At 68.7% G+C, this 17412-nt stretch carries 19 protein-coding genes; 8 read left to right on the plus strand and 11 right to left on the minus strand.

Features of this window, described 5'->3' with window-relative positions; all coding sequences use genetic code 11:
- The 10 genes from BLO63_RS14380 to BLO63_RS14425 form a co-directional block, all read right to left on the minus strand.
- Positions 1–1476: a flavin monoamine oxidase family protein gene (locus BLO63_RS14380; protein ID WP_091441758.1), complete on the minus strand. Its 1476-nt coding sequence runs from the start codon at positions 1474–1476 to the stop codon at positions 1–3.
- Positions 1477–1550: 74 nt separating this feature from the next.
- Positions 1551–2255, minus strand: coding sequence for a protease inhibitor Inh/omp19 family protein (locus BLO63_RS14385; RefSeq protein WP_244517880.1), 705 nt, complete (start codon positions 2253–2255; stop codon positions 1551–1553).
- Positions 2256–2339: 84 nt separating this feature from the next.
- Positions 2340–3323: a 2-hydroxyacid dehydrogenase gene (locus tag BLO63_RS14390; protein WP_091441759.1), complete on the minus strand. Its 984-nt coding sequence runs from the start codon at positions 3321–3323 to the stop codon at positions 2340–2342.
- 88 nt (positions 3324–3411) lie between these two features.
- On the minus strand, positions 3412–3906 hold the full coding sequence (locus tag BLO63_RS14395; RefSeq protein WP_091441760.1) for a MarR family winged helix-turn-helix transcriptional regulator: 495 nt from the start codon (positions 3904–3906) through the stop codon (positions 3412–3414).
- Positions 3907–4044: 138 nt separating this feature from the next.
- Positions 4045–4632, minus strand: a complete 588-nt coding sequence (locus BLO63_RS14400) for an NAD(P)H-dependent oxidoreductase (protein WP_091441761.1) — start codon at positions 4630–4632, stop codon at positions 4045–4047.
- Positions 4632–6053 carry an FAD-binding oxidoreductase gene (locus tag BLO63_RS14405; protein WP_091441762.1) on the minus strand — a complete coding sequence of 474 codons (1422 nt, stop codon included), beginning with the start codon at positions 6051–6053 and terminating at the stop codon, positions 4632–4634. The genes BLO63_RS14400 and BLO63_RS14405 overlap by 1 nt, the downstream gene beginning before the upstream one ends.
- A complete protein-coding gene (locus BLO63_RS14410) occupies positions 6050–7357 on the minus strand; it encodes a cytosine deaminase (protein ID WP_091441763.1) in 1308 nt (435 codons plus the stop codon). The genes BLO63_RS14405 and BLO63_RS14410 overlap by 4 nt, the downstream gene beginning before the upstream one ends.
- A gap of 2 nt (positions 7358–7359) precedes the next feature.
- Positions 7360–8142, minus strand: coding sequence for an ABC transporter permease (locus tag BLO63_RS14415; protein WP_091441765.1), 783 nt, complete (start codon positions 8140–8142; stop codon positions 7360–7362).
- Positions 8143–8153: 11 nt separating this feature from the next.
- Entirely contained in the window at positions 8154–8969 is an 816-nt protein-coding gene (locus BLO63_RS14420) for an ABC transporter ATP-binding protein (protein ID WP_091441767.1), read from the minus strand.
- A gap of 49 nt (positions 8970–9018) precedes the next feature.
- Positions 9019–10044, minus strand: coding sequence for an ABC transporter substrate-binding protein (locus tag BLO63_RS14425; RefSeq protein ID WP_091441769.1), 1026 nt, complete (start codon positions 10042–10044; stop codon positions 9019–9021).
- 160 nt (positions 10045–10204) lie between these two features.
- Here BLO63_RS14425 and BLO63_RS14430 point away from each other — a divergent pair, with 160 nt between their 5' ends.
- Genes BLO63_RS14430 through BLO63_RS14440 form a run of 3 tightly spaced genes read left to right on the plus strand, consistent with a single transcriptional unit; the run spans position 10205 to position 12516 of the window.
- A complete protein-coding gene (locus BLO63_RS14430) occupies positions 10205–10594 on the plus strand; it encodes a RidA family protein (protein ID WP_091441771.1) in 390 nt (129 codons plus the stop codon).
- 39 nt (positions 10595–10633) lie between these two features.
- The gene (locus BLO63_RS14435; RefSeq protein WP_091441773.1) at positions 10634–11452 is read left to right on the plus strand and encodes a creatininase family protein; all 819 of its coding nucleotides are present in this window, start codon (positions 10634–10636) and stop codon (positions 11450–11452) included.
- Positions 11452–12516, plus strand: a complete 1065-nt coding sequence (locus BLO63_RS14440; protein ID WP_091441774.1) for an Ldh family oxidoreductase — start codon at positions 11452–11454, stop codon at positions 12514–12516. Before BLO63_RS14435 ends, BLO63_RS14440 begins: the two co-directional genes overlap by 1 nt.
- A 63-nt stretch (positions 12517–12579) precedes the next feature.
- Here the strand turns inward: BLO63_RS14440 and ppa are convergent, their stop codons facing one another.
- The gene (gene ppa, locus BLO63_RS14445) at positions 12580–13104 is read right to left on the minus strand and encodes an inorganic diphosphatase (RefSeq protein WP_091441776.1); all 525 of its coding nucleotides are present in this window, start codon (positions 13102–13104) and stop codon (positions 12580–12582) included.
- A gap of 242 nt (positions 13105–13346) precedes the next feature.
- Between ppa and BLO63_RS14450 the strand changes: the two genes are divergently transcribed.
- The 5 genes from BLO63_RS14450 (at position 13347) to BLO63_RS14470 (ending at position 17402) form a co-directional block, all read left to right on the plus strand.
- The gene (locus BLO63_RS14450) at positions 13347–13661 is read left to right on the plus strand and encodes a hypothetical protein (RefSeq protein WP_091441777.1); all 315 of its coding nucleotides are present in this window, start codon (positions 13347–13349) and stop codon (positions 13659–13661) included.
- Complete coding sequence (aztA, locus tag BLO63_RS14455; RefSeq protein WP_091441779.1) at positions 13661–14422, plus strand: zinc ABC transporter ATP-binding protein AztA; 762 nt, start codon at positions 13661–13663, stop codon at positions 14420–14422. The genes BLO63_RS14450 and aztA overlap by 1 nt, the downstream gene beginning before the upstream one ends.
- On the plus strand, positions 14419–15288 hold the full coding sequence (locus BLO63_RS14460; protein WP_205409338.1) for a metal ABC transporter permease: 870 nt from the start codon (positions 14419–14421) through the stop codon (positions 15286–15288). Before aztA ends, BLO63_RS14460 begins: the two co-directional genes overlap by 4 nt.
- A 10-nt stretch (positions 15289–15298) precedes the next feature.
- Entirely contained in the window at positions 15299–16291 is a 993-nt protein-coding gene (locus tag BLO63_RS14465; RefSeq protein ID WP_091441781.1) for a metal ABC transporter substrate-binding protein, read from the plus strand.
- A gap of 136 nt (positions 16292–16427) precedes the next feature.
- On the plus strand, positions 16428–17402 hold the full coding sequence (locus BLO63_RS14470) for a CobW family GTP-binding protein (protein ID WP_091441783.1): 975 nt from the start codon (positions 16428–16430) through the stop codon (positions 17400–17402).
- Positions 17403–17412: the final 10 nt, after the last annotated feature.

Consider the following 17412-nt stretch of genomic DNA (forward strand, 5'->3'; position numbering starts at 1 on the left):
TCAGCGCGCGCCGGAGAGCGGGCGGGCCTCCGGGTCGATCTGCCGGGCGGCGCGCAGGCCGGATTCGATGGCGCCTTCGACCCAGCCTGTCTTCAGCGTGGTGAAATCGCCGGCGAAATGGATGCGCCCTTCCGGGGCGGTCCATTCCTTCACCATCCAGCCGCCGCCGACCGGCGTCGAGCCGAAGGAGCCGCGAATCCAGGGCTGTTCGCTCCAGGCGAAATCGCTGACGCTGACGACGTCGCCGAGCAGCCCCGGCAGGTCCTGCTGGAAGATGTCCACCACCTGCTGCGCCCGCACTTCGCGCGGGGCGGCGAGCACGCGGTCGGCATTCTCGCCATTGAGGTAGAAGAAGCCGCTGCCATGGCCGCCGGGCTCATTGCCGGTGATGTCGATGAAGCGCTCCCACGGCCGGTCGCCGCCGGCCATCGGCCAGCCGCGCACATTATGGGCGAGCCAGGTCGGCTCCCGGGTCTTGACGATGACCTTGATCGTCTTGTCCCACTCCATCTCGGCGAACATGCGTGCCTTGCCGGCGGACCAGGCGGGCGTGACCTCGACCTCATCCATCACGCTGAAGGGAATGGTGGAGACGATGGCGTCGCCGGTGAATTCCTTGCCGTCCTTGGTGCCGACGCGAATGCGCGGGCCGGTCTGGTCGATGCGGACCACCTGCGCGTCGAGCACGATATTGCCACGGCCGAGCGCGTTGGCCATCGCCATCGGCAGGCGGTTATTGCCGCCCTGGATGCGGAACACGTTCTGATCGCCGAAATGGTAGGCGAGATCGGGAATGATGCTGAGCGTCTGCGCGTAGGGGGTGAACAGCCCGGCATTGGCGGCGAGCAGCTTGAGGAAGGCGGGCGAGGCACCCACCGGGCGCAGCAAATCCTCCAGCGTGATGTCGTCGAGCCGGTCCAGCAGGTCCTGGTCCGGCCAGTCGGGGCTGAGCACGGTGTTGGTGTCGAGCCCGGCGCGGAACAGATAGCGGTTGAGATTGGCAGAGACTGTGACGTTGCGTTCTTCCGACGTCAGGTCCCACGGCCAGTTGGTGATGTCGGCGGATTTCGCGGTCTTGCCGTCCACCATATAGACCGGCAGCCCGTCATTCAGGCTGAGCAGCGGCAGGTTGAAATGGCGCACATAGTTCAGCACCAGCGGCATGTCGGAACGGAAATGGCCGCCGCCCGCCTCGGTGAACATGCCGTCGCCCAGCGGCAGCGACAGCAGCCGGCCGCCGATGCGTGCCTGCCGCTCGATCACCGTCACCTTGTGGCCGCGCCGCTGCAGCGCGAGCGCGGCGGTGAGGCCGGACATGCCGGCGCCGAGCACCAGAACCTCGATGGGGCGATCGGTTCGCGCCTGTGCCCGTGCCGGGGCCGCCAGCGGCGGTGCGGCGAGGGCCCCCAGCGTCGCGGCGGTGCCGGCCAGCAGCGCGCGGCGCGAGAAGCCACGGGGGGACGTGTCGGTCGTCATCGGTTGAAGCTCCCCCTTGCCTTTACGGCATGTAGCAGGAGATAGTTCAAAAGTCTCGCATCGACCGCCGCGGCTCAGGGCCGGCTTAGCAGGAGCGGCGTTCCCTCTTCCGGCGGCACCTTCTCCCAGCCGCCATCCTCCTGCGCGGCGAAGCGCAGGCCCTCGCCACGGGCGGTGAGCAGCACCAGGCTGCCGCTGTCGAGGCGCCAGCGGTCCGGCGCCAGCGCGACCAGGCGGGCCGGGCAGCCGGGCATTAGTCGGGCGCGGAACGTGCCGCCGCCGGCATCCGTATCGGTGAGTTCCAGCCGGCATAGCGGCTTGCCCGCCGTCTCGGCGATGTCCCAGGCGCCGACAAGATCGCCGGCGTGCAGGCCGGGATCGGCGAGGCGGGGATTGACCAGGAAATAGACGCCATCGCCCTCGCGCAGCGCCTCCCAGGTGCCGCCGACGCCTTCGGTGAACTCGGCCACCAGCGCGCCGTCCGGCCCGTGCAGGCGGATGGCATGGCCGGGGCCGGGCGCCCAGGAGGCGATGTCGACGCTGAACAGGATCGCGCTGGCGCAGGCGGCGCGATCCAGCGTCAGCGCGAAGCGCTCCGGGGTGGCGCGCGCGCGGCCGAGCGGCGTGTCGGACAGCGCGATCAGGCATACGCGGTCGCCATCGGCATTGGTCAGCCGGTAGTCGGCGGCCAGCGCACCGGCCGAGGGCAGGGCGGCTTCCTGCGCCGCTGCCCGGTCCGCGCGCATCAGGGTGAGGGCGCCCAAGGTGAGAGCGCCCAAGGTGAGAGCGCTCAAGACGAGCGCGGCGCCGCGCCGCCATGCGCCGCGATCAGGCCTGCTGGGCGCGCGCATCGGCATCGTCCCTCAACCGGCCCGGTTGACCGGCGTCTCCGGCACCGGCGTCAGCACCGGCTCGCCGGCCGCCCAGGCGCGGAGATTGTCGACCACCAGCTGGCCCATGGCGTCGCGGGTGACATGGGTGGCGGAGGCGACGTGCGGCAGCAGCACGACATGGCTCATGCCGATCAGCGCCTCCGGCACCTGCGGCTCGTTGGCGAACACGTCGAGCCCGGCGGCGGCGATGGTGCCGTCCGCAAGCGCCGCGATCAGCGCCGGCTCGTCGACCACCGAGCCGCGCGCGACATTGATCAGCACGCCCTTAGGCCCGAGCGCGGCCAGCACCTCGGCATTGATCATGCGCTCGGTCTCGGCCCCGCCGGGCACGATGACGATGAGCGCATCGACCGCCTTCGCCAGCCCGATCAGATCGGGATAATGGGTGTAGGGCACATCCGCCACCTTGCGGCGGCTGTGATAGGCGATGGGCCGGCCGAAGCCTTCCAGCCGGCGGGCGATGGCGCGGCCGATGCGCCCCATGCCGACAATGCCGAGGGTGCGGTCGCGCAGGGTGGCGGTCAGCGGGAAGCCACCGGCGGGCCACTTGCCCTCGCGCAGATGCCGTTCGGCCTGGGGAATCTGGCGGATGGTGGCGAGCAGCAGGCCGATGGTGAGGTCGGCCACCTCGTCGTCGAGCACGCCGGGGGTGTTGGTGACGACGACGCCGCGCCGGCCGGCGGCCTCGGCATCGACCGAATCATAGCCGACGCCGAAATTGGCGACGATCTCCAGTGCCGGCAAACGGGCCATCAGCGCGTCCGTCACCCGGCGGGCACCGCCGCCGGTGGAGCCGACCCCGGTGGCCACCGCGCGGATGCGTGGGCCGACCTCGGCCAGCATGGCCTCGGCGTCGGGTGCGTCGAGCCGGTGAACGGTGAAATGCTCGTTCAGCTGCGCCTCGATCATGCCCATCATCGGGCCGGTCTGGAGAAGGTCGGGGCGGCTGGACATGGGGCACTCCTCAGGGCAAGGGGCGGCTATTCCTGCCTAAAGCCCGGCCGGATACAAGCCCCTCGCGGACCGAGCGACCCGCGCGCCCTCAGGCCGGCTCTTCTTCCAGCCCATCCTCGGCGTCCTCGTCGGCCTCGGAAGAGACGGCGCCGAGCTGGGTCGAGAGGTTGCGGTCGATCTTGCGCAGCATCTTGCGAAAGCGCTTGCGGTCCTTGCCGTCGAGGCCGGCGGTCATCGTGTCTTCGATCGAATCGGAGATCGCGTCGATCGCCTCGGCCCGGTGGCGCCCTTCCTCGGTGAGGTGGACCCGCACCAGCCGGGCATCGCCTTCCGAGGCGCGGCGCACCAGCAACCCCTGGGCGGAGAGCCGGCCGACCGTCTTGGAGGCGGTGGGGGGACGGACCTTCAGCGCGGCGGCGAGCTCGGTCATGGTGCGCCCGTCGGTCTCGCAGAGCAGCTTGAGCACCGTTTCCTGACCGGGAAACAGGCCGATATCCTGAAGACGGCGCGCCGCCAGGGCGCGCTGGAGCCGCGCCACATGATGCAGCCTCTGGCCAATCTTCTTGTCGAACCCGTCCTTCATGGGCGCCCCTGCGATCCAAAACACGCCACGGTACCATTATCTAATGCGAAAATAACGCATTGCCGTGACACAAAACCAGATGCAACCAAAGGTCGCGCCCTGGGAGGATGCGTTGGGGGGCTGCGTTGCCCGCCGCTCTCACACCCGGGCGAAGCGGGCCTCGACCTTGGCGAGGAAGGCGGCGCGGCGCTCGGCGCTGACAGAATCCATGCTGTGCAAGGCCAGCCAGAGTTTCGTCGCGCGCGGATGCGCGATCGCGCCGACGCCATCGAGCAGGATTCGTCGGCCCGGCTTGCCGATCCACAGCCACCAGTACCAGGGCGAGCCGAGCGAGGTGACGGTGGCGACGAAGCGGATATTGGTGAGCCGGCGTTCGAGCGGTCGATTCGGCTGGGGCATGCCGAAGGTCTCGTGCGGCACCAGCACCCGGTCGAGCCACCCTTTGAGCATGGCGGGCGGCCCGTACCACCAGGTGGGCGCGACGAAGATGAGCGCCTCGGCCTGTTTCACCCGGTCGAGATAGCCGGCAATCGGCAGCACATTGGTCCCGGGCTCATGATAGGCGAGCCGCTCGTCGCGCTCCATCACCGGGGCGAAGCCTTCGGCGTGGAGGTCGAGCAGGTCCACCTCGTGCCCGGCGGCCTTCAGCCCGCGGATCACCGCGTCGCGTACGCCGGCGGTGAAGCTCGCCGGGACCGGATGGCAATAAACCACAAGCGCGCGCATCAGCCGGCCTCTCCCGCGTCGCGACCCTCAAGGCCGGGGAAAAGATAGGTGCGGCCGGTGGCGAAGTCGAATTCGGGGTTCTCCCAGGCGATCATCTTGCCGGGGTTGAGCAGGCCCTTCGGGTCGGCCTCCCGCTTGAAGGCAAGCTGCGCCGGGTCGGTCTGTTTCATGCCGCCTTCCTCCAGCGTGTAGCGGTGCGGATTGAACACCGGGATGCCCAGTTCTTCGTGCAGGGCAATGATGGCATCGAGCCGCGCCTCGCTGGTGTAGTGCACCAGCGGCAGGCCGAAACAGGTGATCCGCCCGTCGAAACGGACGAATTCCAGATGCGCCGGCACTTCGTCACCGAGGCGGGAATGGATGCGCGCCACCCGCGCCAGCGGGTCGGGATGCGGGTAGAGCGTCTGCAGATAGGTGATGGCGGGATCGACCCGCAGCGCCCGCAGCGTCGTGTGGTTCCAGGCCAGCTCGTAGAGCGGCGGCAGGCCGTGGCGGTCGGCCTCGGCGAGCAGGTCGGAGCGGAACAGCATCGTCCCGCCCCGTCGGGCGGTGAAGCTCTCGAATGCGGCGCTGCCCATCGGCGCCAGCATAACAAGCACGACGTGCATGCCCTCCGGCAGAAAGCGCCGATGGCGTAGGAAGGCGGTCTGCGGGATCGGCGCGGCGATGACAGAGACGAGCTTCTTCAGGATGGCGTCCTGCTCGCCCAGCGCCTGGGCGTAGGCGGCGGCCTCGGCGAAATCGGTGAAGCCGATCATTGCCTCGGTCCAGTCATAGGCGGCGGCGAGCGGCATCTCGACGTCGAGAATAATGCCATTGGTGCCATAGGCATGGGCGATCTTCTGCACCTCCTCGCCGGAAAGGGTGAGGATCTGCGGGCTCGCCTCCATCGTCGCGATCCGGAGCGAGAGGATGTTGCCGAGGTCGCGCAGGCCGCCCCAGCTGATCGACCCGACCCCGCCGGAGCCACCGGCGATGAAGCCGCCGATCGAGGCGGTGCGGTAGGTGGAAGGGTGCAGCCGCAACTCCTGCCCGCTCGGGGCGCAGGCGGCGTCGATGTCGGCCAGCAAGGCGCCCGCCTGCGCCCGCACCCGGCCGGGGGCGATCTCCAGCACCTTGTCGAGGCGTGAAAGGTCGAGCACCAGCCCGCCCGCCAGCGGCATCGCCTGGCCGTAATTGCCGGTGCCGGCGCCGCGCGGGGTGACGGGGATGCCGAGCGCAAAGCAGGCGGCGAGGATGCGCAGCACCTCTTCCTCGCTGGCCGGCGCGGCGAGGAGGTCGCCGATCACCCCGTCGAGCTGGCGTTTCAGCGTAGGCGAGTACCAGTAGAAGTCGCGGCTCTTCTGGCGCAGCAGGGCGGGATTGTCCTCGATGTGGATGCCCTTCAGCCGGGCCTTGAGGGCGGGAAGGTCATATCTCACGCGGGGCGCTCCATCAGGTCGTCGAGTTCCGCGTAGTCGGGCGGCGTGGTGTCGAGGGCGCGCCCGCCCCGCAGCACGATGCGGTCGGCTTGCGTGCGGGAGAGCCATTCATTGAGGCTGCGCGCCGGGAAGAGCGAGAGGTCGGCGCTGACGCCCTCGGCCAGCGTGCCGGCCGCCACGCCCATATGGGTGGCCGGCGTGCGGGCGATACTGGTCGGCCACGCGCCATGGGGATGATCGAGATGGGCGATGCGGGTGGCCTCGCGGTAGACTTCCACCAGGTCGAGATCGCCATAGGCGTGGAACGGGTCGCGCGTATTGTCGCTGGCGACCATGACAGGAATGTCGCGCGCCTTCATCTCGTTGAGCAGGGTGACGCCGCGCCAGCGCGGGGTGCGGCCGGGCTGCCGGTCCTGGAGGTAGAGGTTGCACATGGGCAGCGAGACGACGCTGATTCCCGCCTGCGCCACAAGGTCGAGCGTCCGGTCGATTTCTTCTTCGTCCGACACCGCCAGCGCGCAGCAATGACCGGCGAGGATAGGCCCCTCGAAGCGCCGCTCCAGCGCCATGCGTGCCAGCAGGTCGAGCCCGCGCCCGTCGCGGTCGCGCTCGTCGACATGCAGGTCGAGCGCCAGACCGAAGCGCTCGGCGGCGTCGAACAGCCGTGCGAGGCCGGCGTCGAGATTGGGGGTGAGGTAGGTGTAGGCGCCGAGCAGGCCGCCATGCTGGCGCACCAGATCGAGCACGGCCGTGAAGGCGGCGTCGTCGATCACGCGGTCGATAGCGATGAGACCGACCGCCTGCAACTCGATCCGCCCGCGCCAGGCCTCGCGCATCTGCGCGAACACGCGCCAGGCGCCGGCGGCGCGCGGGCCGTCGGAATCGATATGGGTGCGGATGGCCACCGTGCCGTGGGCATGGGCGCAGCGCAGGGCGAAATCGAAGCGGCGGCTGATGTCCTCCTCGCTCCAGTTCGCCGCCCGGTCCGCCGCCACGGCCTGCACCGCGCCGTCAAAGCTGCCATCCGGATTCGGTGCGCGCTTCCAGATGAAGCCCTTGTCGAGATGGGTGTGGATGTCGACGAGGCCGGGCAGCACCAGCCGGTTCTGGAGATCGAGGCGCGGGCCGACGTCGTTGAGTGTGCCGGCCGGCGCGAGGCGGGCGAGGCGCGTGCCTTCGAGCGCGAGGTCGAGCGCCACCAGCCCCTCCGCATCTGCCGGGCCGGCGACGGCGGGAACGAGGCAGGCGGGCACGCGCGCATGGGCGAGCACGAAGGCGGCGGGGGGAGCCTTGAGATCGGGCATCGTCACGTCCGGCCACCGAGTTCGCTCTCATGCCAGCGCCGCAGCACCAGCCAGGAGAGCAGGCTCAGCACGGCATAGATGAGGATGCCGGTGAGCGAGATGAGGAGGAGCGCCGCGAACAGGCGCGGAATATTGAGCCGGTAGGCGGATTCGACAATGCGGAAGGCAAGGCCCGACCCCTGTCCTGCCGAGCCGGCGGCGATTTCGCCGACCACCGCGCCGATCAGCGCCAGCCCGCCGGCAATGCGCAGCCCGCCGAGGAAATAGGGCAGGGCGGTGGGCAATTTCAGCTGCGCCAGCGTCTGCCAGCGCGTGGCGCCGGACAGGCGGAACAGGTCGCGCAGGTTCGGATCGACCGAGTTCAGCCCCAGCGTGGTGTTGGACAGCACCGGGAAGAAGGCGACGATCCAGGCGCAGAGCAGCACCGCGGCATCGGTGGAGAGATAGATCAGCATCAGCGGTGCCACCGCGATGACGGGCGTCACCTGCAGGATGACGGCGATCGGAAACAGCGAGAACTCGACGATGCGGGCACTGGCGAAAAGCAGCGCCAGCGCCACCCCGCCGGCCACCGCCAGCGCCAGCGCGATCACCGTGGTCCGCAGCGTCACCAGCATCGAGGCGAACAGCACCGCGCGGTCCTCGACCAGCGTTTCCAGCACCACGCCGGGCGCCGGCAGCACATAGGGCGGCAGATTGTTCAGCTTCACCACCAGCGCCCAGGCGAGGACAAGCGCCGCCAGCACGCCCAGGGGCAGGAGCCAGCGCAGCGGCGAGGTGGACATGGCCGCCTCCGCTACGGCGCGTCCATCGCCCGGGCGAGGGCGAGGGAGGTTTCGCGGCACAGGCCCGCATATTCCGGCGAGGTGCGGAAGGTCTCGTCGCGCGGCTGGTTCGGGTCGATGACGAGTTCGGCAGAGACGCGCCCCGGCCGGGCGCGGAAGACCAGGATGCGCGAGGACAGGTAGACCGATTCGAACACCGAATGGGTGACGAAGACGATGGTGCAGCGCAGGCGCCGCCACACCTCCAACAGGTCGTTGTTGAGCTTGAAGCGGGTGATCTCGTCCAGCGCGGCGAAGGGCTCGTCCATCAACAGCAGGCGCGGCTTGGTGACGAGCGCGCGGGCGATGGAGACGCGCATCTTCATGCCGCCGGAAAGCTCGCGCGGATAGGCGTCGCGAAAGGCGGAGAGGCCGACCAGCTCCAGCGCCTCCAGAATGGAGGGCTCGGCCTCGCGCCGCCCGACGCCGGCGAGCTTGAGCGGCAGATGCACATTGCCGAACACGCTGGCCCACGGCATCAGCGTCGGTTCCTGGAAGACGAAGCCGATGGAGTGCGGCTCGCTGGCGCGACGGTCTTTTTCGTTCTCGTCCCACTCCAGCCGGCCCTCGCTCGGCTCGGTGAGCCCGGCGATGAGGCGCAGCGCGGTCGACTTGCCGCAGCCGGACGGGCCGAGCAGCGAGACGAATTCGCCCGCGCGGACCTCCATGTCGAGACCGTCCAGCGCGGTGACGGCATTGGCGAAGCGCTTGCCGACGCCGGAAAGGCGCAGCAGCGGCGCGCCGTCCGCCGCCGGGCGGGTCACGCTCTCACGCGCCACAGCGCTCATATCAGCCACGCGGGCGGCCCCATTGGCGTGCGCTCGTGTCGGCGAGGCCTCATTTCGGCGCCAGCTCCTTGCCGACGCCCTTGTTGACGAATTGCAGCGTGTAGGACTTGGCGTAGTCGATGCCCGGCTCCAACACCTTGGCCTTCACCATCGTGTCGTAGAACCCCTTCATCCGCGCATCGGTCATCGCGCCGATGCCGAGCGTGGCGGTGTCGCCGGAATCGACGATGCCGTATTCCTTCATCTTGGCGATGGAGAAGGCGATCATGGCGTCGGTGATCTCGGGATTGTCCTGCTTGATCAGCGCATTGGCCTTGGCGTTGTCGCCATAGAGATAATTGTACCAGCCGATGATCGAGGCATCGACGAAACGCTGCACCAGGTCGGGATTCTGCTTCACCAGCTCGTTGCGCGTCTCGATCGTGGTGGCATAGGTCTGGAAGCCGTAATCGGCGAGGAGGAACAGCGTCGGCTTGAAGCCGCCCTGCTGCTCGATCGCATAGGGCTCGGAGGTGATGTAGCCCTGCATGGCGCTGTTCTTGTCGACGAGGAACGGCGCGGCGTTGAAGGTGTACGGCTTCACCTGGTCCTCGCTGAAGCCGTAGGCATCGACCAGCCACTGATAATAGCTCGCCAGCCCCTCCTTGGAGATGAACAGCGTCCGCGTCTTCAGCTGCTCGAATTCGGTGACGTCGGGATGGGCGATCAGGACCTGCGGGTCCTTCTGGAACAGGGCGGCGACCACCTGGGTCGGGATGTCCTCGACCACGGAGGAAATCGACTGCAGCATGTTGCCGCCCATGTAGAAGTCTATCTTGCCGACCGGCAGCAGCAGCCGGTTATTGGCCTGCGGCCCACCCGGCAGGATGGTGACGTTCAGCCCGTATTTCGCATAGGTGCCGTCGGCGAGCGCCTGGTAGAAGCCGCCATGCTCGGCCTGGGCCACCCAGTTGGTGCCGAACGTCACCTTGTCCGCCGCCCGTGCCGGAACGGCGCTCAGCAGGGTGGCGGCCACCAGCGCACCCAGCGCGGCGAGGGGGAAGAGGGAACGCAAGCGCGACAGACGCGGGCGCATCGAAATCTCCATCCGGCTGAAAAGGGCGGTGCGTGACGAAACCCATGCCCTCATGATAGGCGAGCTTAATCGTCATGCACATATGCTGCGGCGATTAGACTGTGCATGTGCCGCATCGGCCGGCAAAAGGTCCGGTTGGCCAAACCCGAGAACACCGTCCATGCTCCGTCACCTCGTGCCCGCCGCCATTCGTCGCCCCTTCGCCCGCTACAGCCATGCCGTCGAGATACCGGCGGGGGCGCGGCTGCTTGTGGTCTCCGGCCAGCTCGGCATTTCGCCCGACGATGAGATTCCCGAGGACGTGGAGGCGCAGGCCGCCCTGTGCCTTGCCGCCATCGAGGCCTGCCTTCTTGAGGCGGGGATGGCGCGCGGGGATATCGTGCGGCTAAACGCCTATGTCACCGACCGCGCCCATATGCCCGGCTATATGGCGGCGCGCGACCGCTTCGTCGCCGATCCGCCGCCGGCTTCGACGCTGATGATCGTCTCCGGCTTCACCCGGCCCGAGTTCAAGGTGGAGATCGAGGCGCTGGCCGCGCGGGCGGATTGAGCCTAGAACCCGCCCATTCCAACGACCGGACCTGCCGCCATGCCCCCCAAACGCTTCTGGACCGAACTCAGCTGGACCGACTTCGCGCAAGGCGACACCGAGAACTGGATCGCCGTGCTGCCGGTGGCGGCGGTGGAGCAGCACGGGCCGCATCTGCCGGTGGGCGTCGATGCCTTCATCGGCGAGGGCTATTTGAGGGAAGTGGCGCGGCTGCTGCCGGACGACATTCCCGCGCTGTTCCTGCCGATGCAGGCGATCGGCAAGTCCAATGAGCACCTCGATTTCCCCGGCACGCTGACGCTCTCGGCCGAGACGGTGATCCGCGCCTGGACCGAGATCGGCGAGAGCGTCCACCGCGCCGGGGTGCGCAAGCTGGTGCTGGTCAATTCGCATGGCGGCAATGTGCCTATCCTCGACATCGTGGCGCGCGAGTTGCGGGCCCGGCTCGGCATGCTGGCGGTGATGGTGTCCTGGCATCGCTTCGGCTATCCCGAGGGCCTGTTCAGCGCGCAGGAGCGCCAGCACGGCATCCATGCCGGCGGGGTGGAAACCTCGCTGATGCTGGCCTTCCGGCCCGACACGGTGCGGATGGACGAGGTGCGCGACTTTCCCCCGGTGACGCTGGCCATGGAGCAGGAATTCGCCTTCCTGCGCGCCGGCTCCCCGGCCGGTTTCGGCTGGATGGCGCAGGATATTCACCCCACCGGCGCGATGGGCGATGCCACCGAGGCGAGCCTTGAGAAGGGCGAGGTCTGCGCCCTCTATGGCGCCCGGGCCTTTGTCGAACTGCTCGGCGATGTCCATCGCTTCGACCTGTCGCGGCTGCCGGCAGGCCCGCGTGGCGAGATGGCGCGTTGATGGAAGGCTCGGTCGCGCGCACCGGCTTTCACAGCCGGAAACTGAACCTCGAGGCGGCCCGCGCCTATGCGGGGCAGGTGCTGGAACGCTTTGGCACCTCGCCCGCCAATGCCGCCTTCACCGCCGACGCTCTGGTGCGCGCCGAGGCGGACGGGCTCGGCACGCATGGCCTGACCCGGCTGCCGAGCTACAGCGCCATGGCGGCGGCCGGCAAGATCGACGGCCATGCGGCCCCAAAGATGCGGCGTGTCGCGCCCTCGGTGCTGGCGGTGGATGCCGGCAATGGCTTCGCCTACCCCGCGCTCGCGCTCGGCCTGCCGGCGCTGGCGGCGCTGGCGCGCGAGAGCGGCGTGGCGCTGATGGCGGTGCGGCGTTCCAGCCATTTCGGCGTCGCCGGCCAGCCGGTGGAGGCGCTCGCCAATGAGGGGCTGGTCGGCCTCGCCTTTTCCAACGCCTCCGCCTCCATCGCGCCCTGGGGCGGCAAGCGGGCGGTGTTCGGCACCAACCCGATCGCCTTCGCCACGCCGCTTAAGGGCCGGGCGCCGGCGGTGGTCGACCTCTCCGTCGCCAAGGTGGCGCGCGGGAACATTCTGGCCGCCGTGCAGCGCGGCGAGGCCGCCATTCCCGAAGGCTGGGCCTATGACCGCGAGGGCAACCCAACCACCAATGCCAAGGCCGGGCTCGCCGGCACCATGGTGCCGATGGGCGAGGCCAAGGGCACGGCGCTCGCCTTCATCATCGAGGTGATGGCGGCGGCGCTGACCGCCTCGACCTTCTCCTTCGACGCGCCGAGCTTCTTCGACGGCGCGGGGGCGCCGGCGGCGGTCGGCCATGTGGTCATCGCCATCGATCCCGGGGCGGTGGCGGGGGATGCCTATCTCGACCATCTCGAGCGCCTGGCGCTGACGATAGAGGGCGAACCCGGGGCGCGGCTGCCGGGCACGCGGCGGCTTCTCAACCGTGAGCGCGCCGCGCGCGAGGGCGTGACCCTGACGGTCGGGATGCAGCGGGCGCTGGCGCAGATGGGGTTCGTGGAGGCGACCGGGGTGGGTGGCGTGGTCTGACAGCAAAAAGGCCCGGGCATGCCCGGGCCTTTCGCGTGGTGTGGCGCCGGACCGGCGCCCCGGTCACTTATAGGCGGCGATCGCCTTGAGAATCAGCTCGCGGGCGCGCTCCGGGCCTTCCCAGCCGGCGACCGTGACCGTCTTGCCCTTCTCCAGATCCTTGTAATGGGTGAAGAAGTGGCCGATCTGCTCGATAATGAGCGGCGGCAGGTCTTTGTAGCTCTTCACCGCGGAATGGTAGGGGTAGACCGAGTCCGCCGGCACGGCGAGGATCTTCTCGTCGCCGCCCTTCTCGTCGGTCATCATCAGCACGCCGATCGGCCGGCAGGCGATGACGCAGCCCGCCAGCAGCGGGATCGGCGAGAGCACGATCACGTCGATCGGATCGCCGTCATCGCCGAGCGTGTTCGGGACGAAGCCGTAATTGCCCGGGTAGAACATCGGCGTGTGCAGGAAGCGGTCGACGAACAGCGCGCCCGATTCCTTGTCGATCTCGTACTTCACCGGCGCGCCGCCGGCCGGGATTTCGATGATGGCGTGAACTTCGTCAGGCGGATTGGGCCCGACCGAAATGCGCGAAATATCCATGAATGGGCTCCAACGGCTCCAGGTCGACGGGCCGGCAAGGCCGGCGGGCACAAAGGCGCCCTCTCATAGGTCGATGCGGGCGCGCCGTCGAGACGTGTCGACCCATCATTTCGACGGGCAAGCGGTCTCCGGCGCCCGGCGCGGAGGGCGATGACGCTCCGTCAGCCGTTTGATACAGTGTATCTTTTGTCTGGACGGCCGTTACCGATATACAGTATCAGTTCCGTCTCTGGAGTTTGAGCATGTCTGTCGCCCCCGTCCGCCTGCACGACCACCCCCACATTTCCGCCCCTCCGGAGGGGCGTGGAAAGGCGGGCGCCGGCGGGCACGGGCATGCTCATTCTCCGGGCCATGGGCACGATGATGGCCATCTGCCTCATGCGCCGGCCCGACCGGGCTCCCGCCACCACTCGCACAAGGCCGGTGAGCGGCATCCCTCGGCCCGCCCGGGCTTCTCGCTGCTGCGGCTCTCCGCCCTGCAGCGCCTCGCCATCGCCCTGCCGATGGCGGTCGCGCTCTGGGCCATGGCGCTGGCGGTGATCGGGGCGGGCGCGTGATGGGAAATGTCGTGAGAAACGTCCTTGCCTTTCGCAACCTCACCCTCGGCTATGACCGCCACCCGGCGGTGCACCATCTTGAGGGCGAGGTGCCTGAAGGCGACATGCTCGCCATTTGCGGGCCGAACGGCGCGGGCAAGTCGACGCTGCTCAAGGGCATTGCCGGCGTGCTGACGCCGCTGACCGGCCGCATCGAGGGGCATGTACCGGCACGGGAGATCGCCTATCTGCCGCAGGCGGCGGAGGTCGACCGTTCCTTCCCCATCGACGTCTATGACCTCGTCTCCATGGGCCTGTGGCGCCGCGCCGGGCTGTTTGGCGGCATCAACCGTGCCGACCGGGCGCGCATCGAGCAGGCGCTGGCCGCCGTCGGGCTGGAAGGCTTCGAGGCGCGGCCCATCGGCACCCTGTCCGGCGGCCAGATGCAGCGGGCGTTGTTCGCCCGCCTGCTGCTGCAGGATGCGCGGCTGTTGCTGCTCGACGAGCCGTTCACCGCGCTCGATGCCGGCACCATCACCGACCTGACCGCGCTGGTGAAGCGCTGGAACGGGGAAGGCCGCACCGTCATCGCCGTGCTGCACGATTTCGAACTGGTGCGCGGGCATTTTCCCCGCACGCTGCTGCTCGCCCGCGAGGCGGTCGCCTGGGGCGCCACCGGCGAGGTGCTGACCTCACATAATCTCGCCGAGGCGCGGCGCATGTGCGAGGCCTGGGACGAGGATGCCCCCGCATGCGCCCCGGCTTCGAGGAGAGCGGCATGATCTACGATCTGCTCATCGGCCCCTTCGCCGAATTTGATTTCATGCGCCGGGCACTGGTCGGCGTGCTGGCGCTGGGCGTCGGGGCGGGGCCGATCGGCGTGCTGATGATGCTGCGCCGGATGAGCCTTGCCGGCGATGCCATGGCGCATGCGATCCTGCCCGGTGCGGCGGTCGGCTTCCTCGCCGCCGGGCTGAACCTGTTCGCCATGACGGTGGGCGGGCTGGTGGCGGGGTTTGCAGTGGCGCTCGGCGCCGGCGCGGTGGCGCGGGCGACGCAGATGAAGGAGGACGCGGCGCTGGCCGCCTTCTACCTCGTCTCTCTGGCGCTCGGCGTGCTGCTGGTGTCGCTGCGCGGCTCCAATGTCGACCTGCTGCATGTGCTGTTCGGCACCGTGCTGGCGCTCGACGACGCGACGCTGCTGCTCATCGTCTCGATCTCCAGCCTGACGCTGGTGGCGCTGGCGCTGGCCTGGCGGCCGCTGGTGCTGGAGAGCGTCGACCCCGGCTTCCTGCGCTCGGTGAGCCGGGCGGGGGCGCCCACCCATCTCATCTTCCTGGCGCTGGTGGTGATGAACCTCGTCGGCGGCTTCCATGCGCTGGGCACGCTGCTCGCCGTCGGGCTGATGATGCTGCCCGCCGCCGCCGGACGGTTCTGGACCCGCGAGCTGACGACGCTGGTCGGCGTCTCGGTGCTGATCGCCTGCGCCTCCGGCGTGCTGGGGCTGCTGGTTTCCTATCATTCCGGCGTGCCCTCCGGGCCCGCCATCATCCTCGTCGCCGGCGGCGCCTATGCGCTGTCCGTGCTGTTCGGGCCGGTCGGCGGGCTCCTGCCCCGCTTCCTGCCGCAACGCCATCTCGAAGCCTGAGGAGCCCCCTATGCTCACCCGCCGCCTTACTCTTGCCGGCGCGCTTGCGCTGGCCGTCGCCGTCCCCTTCGTGATCCCTGCCGCCGCCCAGGAGGCCACCACCAAGATTCCCGTCGTCGCTTCCTTCTCGATTCTCGGCGATTTCGTGAAAGAAGTCGGCGGCGATCGCGTCGAGGTCACGACCCTCGTCGGCCCCAATGGCGACGCGCATGTGTTCCAGCCGGCCCCCGGCGACGCCAAGAAGGTGTCCGCCGCGCAGATCGTCTTCGTCAACGGCCTCGGTTTCGAGGGCTGGATCGATCGGCTGGTGAAGGCGTCCGGCACCAAGGCCGAGATCGTCGTCGCCACCAAGGGCATCACGCCGCGCGAAATGGCCGACGAGGATGAAGACGAGCACGCCGCCCACGACCACGGCAAGGATCACAAGGACCACGATCACGACGACCATGCCGAGAAGGACGGGCATGTCCATGGCGGGACCGACCCGCATGCCTGGCAGTCGGTGGCCAATGCGCAGATCTACGTTGCTAATATTCGCGACGCGCTGATCGCCGCCGATCCCGCCGGCAAGGCGGCCTATGAGGCGAACGCGGCCGCCTATACCGCCAAGCTCGGGGCGCTCGACGCCGAGATCAAGGCGGCCATGGCGGCGATCCCGGATAGCCGGCGCCGCATTATCACCTCGCATGATGCCTTCGGCTATTTCGGCGCCGCCTATGGCGTCGAATTCATCGCGCCGCAGGGCGTCTCCACGGACTCCGAGGCCTCCGCCAAGGACGTGGCCCGCATCATCCGCCAGATCAAGGCCGAGAACATCCCGGCTGTGTTCATGGAGAACATCTCCGATCCGCGCCTCGTCAAGCGCATCGCCAAGGAGACCAAGGCCAAGGTCGGCGGCGAGCTGTTTTCCGACGCGCTCTCCGATGACAAAGGCCCGGCGAGCACCTACATCGACATGATGAAGAACAATGTCGCCCAGCTCTCCTCGGCCCTGTCGAGCTGACGCTGGTCCGCCGTCATCCCGGACGGCCACAGGCCGATCCGGGAGTGCTCGGCACATTTGAACGGAACAAGCGATCCCGGATCGCCGCCAAGCGGCGTCCGGGATGATGCGTTTGAGATGACCACTGGAGTTCACCATGCCCGACGTGGCTTCCACCAAGATTCCCGTCACCGTGCTCACCGGCTATCTCGGCGCCGGCAAGACGACGCTGCTCAACCGCATTCTCTCCGAGCCGCACGGCAAGAAATACGCCGTCGTCGTCAACGAGTTCGGCGAGATCGGCATCGACAATGACCTCGTGGTCGGCGCCGATGAAGAAGTGTTCGAGATGAACAATGGCTGCATCTGCTGCACCGTGCGCGGCGATCTCATCCGCATCATCGACGGCCTGCTGCGCCGCAAGAACGACTTTGACGGCATCATCATCGAGACCACGGGCCTTGCCGACCCGGCCCCGGTCGCCCAGACCTTCTTCGTCGACGAGACGGTCGGCGCCAAGACCTCGCTCGACGCGGTGGTGACGGTGGCCGACGCCAAATGGCTGAAGGACCGGCTGAAGGACGCGCCCGAGGCGAAGAGCCAGATCGCCTTCGCCGACGTGATCCTGCTCAACAAGACCGACCTGGTGACGGAGACCGAGCTGAAGGACGTGGAGATGCGCATCCGCGCCATCAACCCGTTTGCCCGCATCCACCGCACCCAGCGTTCCGAGATCGCCATCGACAAGGTGCTGGGGCAGGGGGCGTTCGACCTCGACCGCATCCAGGCGATCGACCCGGACTTTTTGGAAGGCGGCCACCGGCATTTCCATGACGAGGACATGCGCTCCTACTCCTTCTCGTCGGACAAGCCGCTCGACCCCGACACGTTCTTCCCCTGGATCCAGAACCTGACCCAGACGGAAGGGCCGAACATCCTGCGTTCCAAGGGCATTCTCGCCTTCAAGGACGACCCGGAGCGCTTCGTGTTCCAGGGCGTGCACATGATCCTCGACGGCGACCACCAGCGCCCCTGGCGGGCGGACGAGCCGAAGCTGAGCCGCATCGTCTTCATCGGCCGGCAGCTGGACGCGGCGGCGCTGGAGAAGGGGTTCCTGGGCTGCGTGGCGTGAACCGCCCGGC

This window comes from Ancylobacter rudongensis (genome assembly GCF_900100155.1).
Lineage (GTDB): Bacteria > Pseudomonadota > Alphaproteobacteria > Rhizobiales > Xanthobacteraceae > Ancylobacter > Ancylobacter rudongensis.